This window comes from Citrobacter sp. S46_ASV_140 (assembly GCF_018919545.1).
In the GTDB taxonomy this organism is placed as follows: Bacteria; Pseudomonadota; Gammaproteobacteria; order Enterobacterales; family Enterobacteriaceae; genus Citrobacter; species Citrobacter braakii.
The window spans coordinates 1-6570 of sequence record NZ_JAHLRC010000161.1 but is presented as its reverse complement, the minus strand read 5'-3'; the positions used below and the strand labels follow the sequence as shown (position 1 = coordinate 6570).

Annotated in this window: 4 protein-coding genes and 2 pseudogenes; 2 read left to right on the top strand and 4 right to left on the bottom strand. The window is 51.8% G+C overall.

Translation table 11 applies throughout. The annotated features are described in order from the left end of the window. The 4 genes and pseudogenes from KQJ19_RS21560 to KQJ19_RS21545 form a co-directional block, all read right to left on the bottom strand. A pseudogene (locus KQJ19_RS21560) lies at positions 1-464 on the bottom strand (insulinase family protein); the annotation flags it as partial. A 222-nt stretch (positions 465-686) separates the two neighbouring features. Further along, the gene (dctA, locus tag KQJ19_RS21555; protein WP_003023301.1) at positions 687-1973 is read right to left on the bottom strand and encodes a C4-dicarboxylate transporter DctC; all 1287 of its coding nucleotides are present in this window, start codon (positions 1971-1973) and stop codon (positions 687-689) included. Between the two features lie 157 nt (positions 1974-2130). Continuing rightward, positions 2131-4137, bottom strand: coding sequence for a biofilm formation regulator HmsP (gene hmsP / locus KQJ19_RS21550; protein WP_032931922.1), 2007 nt, complete (start codon positions 4135-4137; stop codon positions 2131-2133). A gap of 226 nt (positions 4138-4363) precedes the next feature. Next, the gene (locus KQJ19_RS21545; RefSeq protein ID WP_200046824.1) at positions 4364-4471 is read right to left on the bottom strand and encodes a type I toxin-antitoxin system toxin Ldr family protein; all 108 of its coding nucleotides are present in this window, start codon (positions 4469-4471) and stop codon (positions 4364-4366) included. Between the two features lie 425 nt (positions 4472-4896). Between KQJ19_RS21545 and megL the strand changes: the two genes are divergently transcribed. Together megL and KQJ19_RS21535 are read left to right on the top strand one after the other, a co-directional pair. Beyond that, positions 4897-6093, top strand: coding sequence for a methionine gamma-lyase (gene megL / locus KQJ19_RS21540; protein ID WP_216404114.1), 1197 nt, complete (start codon positions 4897-4899; stop codon positions 6091-6093). Positions 6094-6210: 117 nt separating this feature from the next. Then, a pseudogene (locus tag KQJ19_RS21535) lies at positions 6211-6570 on the top strand (aromatic amino acid transport family protein); the annotation flags it as partial.

Below are 6570 nucleotides of genomic sequence, written 5' to 3'. Positions count from 1 at the left end.
GATTCAGGGGTGATGCTCAGATTACCGGAAATATTCGCCAGATAAGAAAGTGACTCTTTCAGCAGATCGTTGCGGCTGTTAGGCAGACTGAGGTTATATAGCGTGGAATCATAGGAAACGATAACGGGCGGCATGGGACGACTGGGATCGAACCCCTGCTGCCACAGAGAACGGGCTTGCGTAGCATCGAGGCCACCGCTTTGCGTCAGCGCGATACGCGGGATCGCATGGCTGAAACCACTCTGTTGTGTACTTTCGGTGAGTGAACCGGTATTGACCAGCAGGCGAACCTCAATACGGTCGCTGGGGCGCTGGGGAGTGGCTAAGACTTGCCACTGTAAACCATTTGCCAGCGTGCCCTGTTGCCACGCCGGGTCAGGCTGGAGCGCATCTGCCTGCACATAGCCGGCAGTGGCCATCATCAGCAAGCCGCCCGCTAAAAGTCGAATTTTTGTGCCCTGCATGTGAACCCCTGATCAACTATCCTGGAAATAAAAAGACAGCCCGCGAGAGGACTCTCTGAATATGACGTTAAAAACACTTCGTGTTAGACCGCAAGAACATAAAAATGTCACGGAGGAAGTGAAAAAATCCCGACGCCGCCGAATCGGCGGTTTCAGGCACAGGGGTTAATTATGCGCAAACGCCCGCAGTCCTGGAAGGGACTACGGGCATAAGTGGAGAGATTAAGAGGATATTTCGTGCGTTTTGCCATCCGGCGCACGATTATTCAGCACATCATCCAGCTTTTTATGGTCCAGTTCTTTCACCCATTTCGCTACTACAACAGTTGCCACACCGTTACCGACCAGGTTAGTCAGCGCACGGGCTTCAGACATAAAGCGGTCAATACCGAGAATCAGCGCCAGGCCAGCAACCGGCAAATGGCCCACAGCGGAGATAGTCGCGGCCAGAACAATGAAGCCACTCCCGGTCACACCCGCAGCACCTTTTGAAGAGAGCAGGAGCACCACCAGCAGGGTTATCTGATGGAAGATATCCATATGGCTGTTGGTGGCCTGAGCGATAAACACCGCCGCCATCGTCAGATAGATTGATGTCCCATCAAGGTTAAACGAGTAGCCCGTGGGTATAACCAACCCGACAACCGACTTGCGACAGCCCAGTTTTTCCATCTTATCGAGCATACGCGGCAGCGCGGACTCGGAAGAAGAGGTGCCCAGAACGATCAGCAGTTCTTCACGGATATAGCGGATGAATTTGAAAATGCTGAAGCCGGTTGCGCGCGCAATCGAGCCCAACACCACAACCACAAACAGAATACAGGTGATGTAGAAACAGATGATCAACTGACCCAACTGCACCAGCGTCCCGACGCCATATTTACCGATGGTAAAGGCCATGGCACCGAAAGCACCGATCGGCGCCAGGCGCATGATCATGTTGATGATGCCAAAAATAACCTGCGAGAAGCTTTCAATCACGTTGAAAATCATCTGGCCTTTGCTACCTAAACGATGCAGCGCAAAACCAAACATAACCGCAAACAGCAATACCTGCAGGATGTTGCCACTGGCGAACGCGCCAATGACGCTACCCGGGATAATATCCATCAGGAAGCCTACGATCCCCTGGTCTTTTGCCTGTTCGGCGTAAATCGCAACCGCTTTGGCATCCAGCGTCGCCGGATCGACGTTCATACCGGCACCGGGTTGCACCACGTTGACGATGATAAGGCCGATGATCAGCGCAATCGTACTGACAATTTCAAAATAAAGCAGTGCAACCGCACCGGTGCGGCCTACGGCTTTCATACTTTCCATGCCTGCAATGCCGGTCACGACAGTACAGAAGATGACAGGTGCGATGACCATTTTGATGAGCTTAACGAAAGCATCACCAAGTGGCTTCATTTGGGCGCCTAATTCAGGGTAGTAATGGCCAAGGAGAATACCTATGGCAATTGCTGTCAGGACCTGAAAGTAAAGGCTTTTGAATATAGAGGTTTTCATAGGGTGTCCTTAAAGTAAAAACCACAGGTCTTGTAAGGTTTTGTTTAACCTGCGGCCTTAAAGTAACACCCACACAACATGACAGAAATGCGGCTGGATCATAATTGATACAGAAATGTTAAAAATTTTGAGCTGGCTCGCACAAGCGAGACCTTTTTTAACTTTTGTAATCAGCGTTTTTCGGCGTCAGATAACGTTCTTCGAAGATATTCGCCGGAACCGGCCGGGCAAACAGGAACCCTTGTGCCACTTCTACCCCCGCTTGTGATAACCATTCGCGTTGCGCTTCGGTTTCGACGCCCTCAGCGATCATCTGCAAATTGAGGCTATGTGCTAACTGAATGATGGCGGAGATCATGCTGCAATCTTCAGGGACGCCATCGACAAACATCTTATCGATTTTGAGTACATCCACCGGGAGCGACTTCATGTGCTGCAGCTGCCGAAGACCCGCATAGCCCATACCAAAATCGTCCAGCGCGATACGCACACCCGCGTTGCGCAGCGGGCGTAAAATAGCCACAGCGGCGTTAGGATCATCAATATGCCGGCTTTCGGTCACTTCCAGAATCAACGTCCCAGGCTTGATGCGATAGCGGTTTAGCAACTCCAGCAGATCCGACACCATACTCGGATGCATCAGCTGTAGCGCAGACAGGTTCACCGAGAGCGGCAGCATCAGGCCGCGTTCCTGCCAGGCTGACAGCTGGCGGCATGTCTCCTCCAGCACCCAGTAACCGACCGTCACCATCAGGCCACAGGACTCAATCCTGTCGATTAACCCTTCTGGCAGTTCCCAGCTTCCGTCTGGCTGCTGCATTCGCAATAATGCTTCTGCGCTCAATACCTTACCGCTGGACATCTCCACCTGCGGCTGCATCCAGAGCGCAAACTGATGGTTATCCAGCGCGGTAAGAATATCGTTCTCTTCCGTCAAACGCTGTTGCGCCTCTTCCATCTGCAACGGGTCAAAGAACTGAATCCGGTTTTTACCCTTGTGACGCGACGTTAACACGGCTGAGAGTGCGCGGTGGTAAAGCTGTTCTGCGGTCAAATCGCCATTAAACATCGCCACCCCAATGTTGCAGGTTGGACGGAGTTGAATGCCCTGAATCGGTAATCGCTCGTTAACGATAGTGAGTACTTGCTGACCTAGCGTAATAGCGTGCCAGGGTTCTTTCACACCATGTGCGATGATGGCAAAGTCATAGCCGCTCACCTGGGTAAGCACCATTCTGGGGGCCAATACTGACTTCAGCTTTTCAACCAGCGTAAGCAGCAGGATTTCCCGCTGGGTCTCGGATAACACACCCGCGGTATCACGCAGGGTTTCGCAGGTGACAATCATCAACGCCGTTGTCTGCTGGCGGTTCACAACCTGCTCCAGCAGCGCCATCAGAAACGACTTGTTGGGCAGCTCAGAAACCGGGAACCGCATTGAATGGTCGCTTTGCTCTTCACTGCGGCGCTGAATCAGTTGCTGATTGAGGTTATAGCTACGCACCAGCAGGCCAATCTCGTCGTCCTGATGCAGACGCGGCAATGCCAGCTGATAGCCAATCAGATCCTGCTGGGGAATGTCGTTCAGCTCACGCGCTATTTTACGTAATGGATGCAAAATCAATCTGTTAATACACCATGAGATGGCTACCGTGAGTATTAACGAGAGAAGTAAGTAAATGGTCACTAACGTGGAGAGCGTACTCATCACGAACTTGTACATACGGTACGAATCCGCCTGCAGCACCAGATACGCCAGCGGTTGCGGATTCGCTGAACGCTCAAGAGAATAGACCGGCAGCGAAATTTGTACCGGAAGTTCAAACAGGCGAGTCACCGTAACCGGAACCGGGCGTTCAGGAATAAAGCTCATCCGCAGCGCCTGAAACTGATTGGGAAGCACCACATCGGCGCGGCTGACCACGCCTGCTGGTCGAATACTTCTTAAAATAGCTTCTGCTTCGGGAATATCCCCTTTCAGGATCGTGCCCGACAGAGGCTCACGGACGGAGCGAGCGATACTTTCCAGTTGCGTAGCCGTGTTGTAGCGATTCTGCTGGACCAGATGGAACAACAAAACGGTGCAAAAAATAAACACAAACACCATGACAACGGCCGCAACCATTGCCATCTGCTTAATTGTTAACGAGCGACTGACACGCAAACTGACTCTCCACGGATAGACGAAACTGCCGTCAGAGTATACCCGATCGTAGCGGTATTAAGAGAGGCGGTATCTGAAAACTTCCCAGCATGCATTATCCCGACAGGATAGGCACCTGGCGACGAGATTTATCTGCATTTAAGCCGAAAAAGGCCGCAAGGTTCCCCCCTGCGGCCTGGTTCGGGCGCATGTTGCCATCACGGCAGACAGACGCCCGCAAGGTGCATTACTTCCTGTTACTCAGCCAGCTCACAATCAGGCTGGCAATAATGCCAGCGATGATCGGAGCCGCTAAATCGTGCCAGAAGGCCACGCCTAACTGTGCGAGCGTCATATAGCCGCCTGTGTTGCAATGGCAACTGTTCGCGGCTATTCTTAACTTGTCTGGAGTCAAGTTAGCCCCCGTTTTGTTGCCAGGTTTATACCGAACAACGTGCGGGGGTTTTCTCTTTCCAGCAACCGATGCCGCCGGGGATCAAGCCCCCGCAACATTGCGCCTCACCGGGAATTACCGGCTTGCCGCTGATTCTACGGTAGCCCACTTGCCATATCACTGCGCAATACGCGGCTCTGCGTAGCGCCTCGCATTTCACCTGTTTTCTCACCATTACGCTGGAAAGATTCTTGCCAGTTGGCAACATTCCTGCCGCTCATCAATACAGAAAAAGACATATCTCATTGATATCTATACATTCATTTTCTGGCACAGCGATTGCTATTTGACTGTGAGCTGTTCTGTTCCGAATCAAAGGAGATATCATGTCTGACTGTCGTACTTACGGATTCAACACCCAGATCGTTCACGCGGGGCAACAACCCGACCCTTCTACTGGCGCGCTCAGTACGCCTATTTTCCAGACTTCAACGTTTGTTTTTGACAGCGCCGAACAAGGTGCCGCCCGCTTTGCGCTCGAGGAGTCCGGGTACATTTACACCCGTTTGGGTAACCCCACCACCGATGCGCTGGAGAAAAAGCTGGCGGTACTGGAAAGAGGTGAAGCCGGGCTGGCAACCGCATCCGGTATTTCTGCCATCACCACCACGCTGCTGACGTTGTGCCAACAGGGCGACCATATCGTTTCCGCCAGCGCGATTTACGGCTGCACCCACGCGTTTTTGTCGCACAGCATGCCGAAGTTTGGGATTAACGTCAGCTTCGTCGATGCGGCAAAGCCTGAAGAAATCCGCGCCGCCATGCGCCCGGAAACCAAAGTAGTGTATATCGAAACGCCCGCTAACCCGACGCTGTCGCTGGTCGACATTGAAACGGTAGCCGGTATCGCCCATCAACAAGGCGCAATGCTGGTGGTGGATAACACCTTTATGTCACCGTACTGCCAGCAGCCTTTACAGTTAGGCGCGGATATTGTGGTGCACAGCGTCACTAAATATATCAACGGTCACGGAGACGTGATTGGCGGCATCATTGTTGGTAAGCAGGAGTTTATTGACCAGGCGCGGTTTGTTGGTCTGAAAGATATCACCGGCGGCTGCATGAGTCCTTTCAACGCGTGGCTGACGCTACGCGGCGTTAAAACACTGGGCATACGTATGGAACGCCACTGTGAAAACGCATTGAAAATCGCCCGCTTCCTCGAGGGGCATCCATCCATTACCCGCGTTTATTATCCTGGCTTGTCTTCACACCCGCAGTATGAGCTGGGCCAGCGGCAGATGAGCCTGCCAGGAGGAATTATCAGCTTCGAGATTGCCGGCGGCCTCGAGGCTGGCAGACGGATGATCAATTCTGTAGAATTGTGCCTCCTCGCGGTCAGTCTCGGTGATACCGAAACCCTCATTCAGCACCCAGCGTCTATGACACATTCGCCCGTTGCGCCAGAGGAACGGCTTAAAGCAGGTATTACCGACGGGCTTATCCGTCTTTCTGTGGGTCTTGAAGATCCAGAAGATATTATTAACGACCTTGAACACGCCATCAGAAAGGCAACATTCTGACCATTATGACCTGAACCGACGCCGATCGGTTCAGGTTGTTGAGAATCAAGGCACAACAGTCTGGTAATACGCGCAATCCTGTTTCGGGGAGTGCGCGTATTTTGGGCAGGGGGTTCTATGCAGGACGACACATTACAACTAAGCAACAATACAGCAACCACCGTACCATTCTCAAAGAAAATACCGTTTACGAAATATGACTTTGGCTGGGTATTACTGTGTATCGGTATGGCAATTGGTGCCGGAACGGTACTGATGCCGGTACAAATAGGCTTAACAGGCATTTGGGTATTTATCGTCGCCTTTATTATTGCCTATCCAGCAACCTATATTGTGCAGGATATTTATTTAAAAACATTATCAGAAAGTGAAACTTGTAATGACTATACCGATATTATCAGTCATTACCTGGGAAAAAACTGGGGTGTATTTCTTGGCGTCATCTATTTTTTGATGATTATTCACGGCATATTTATC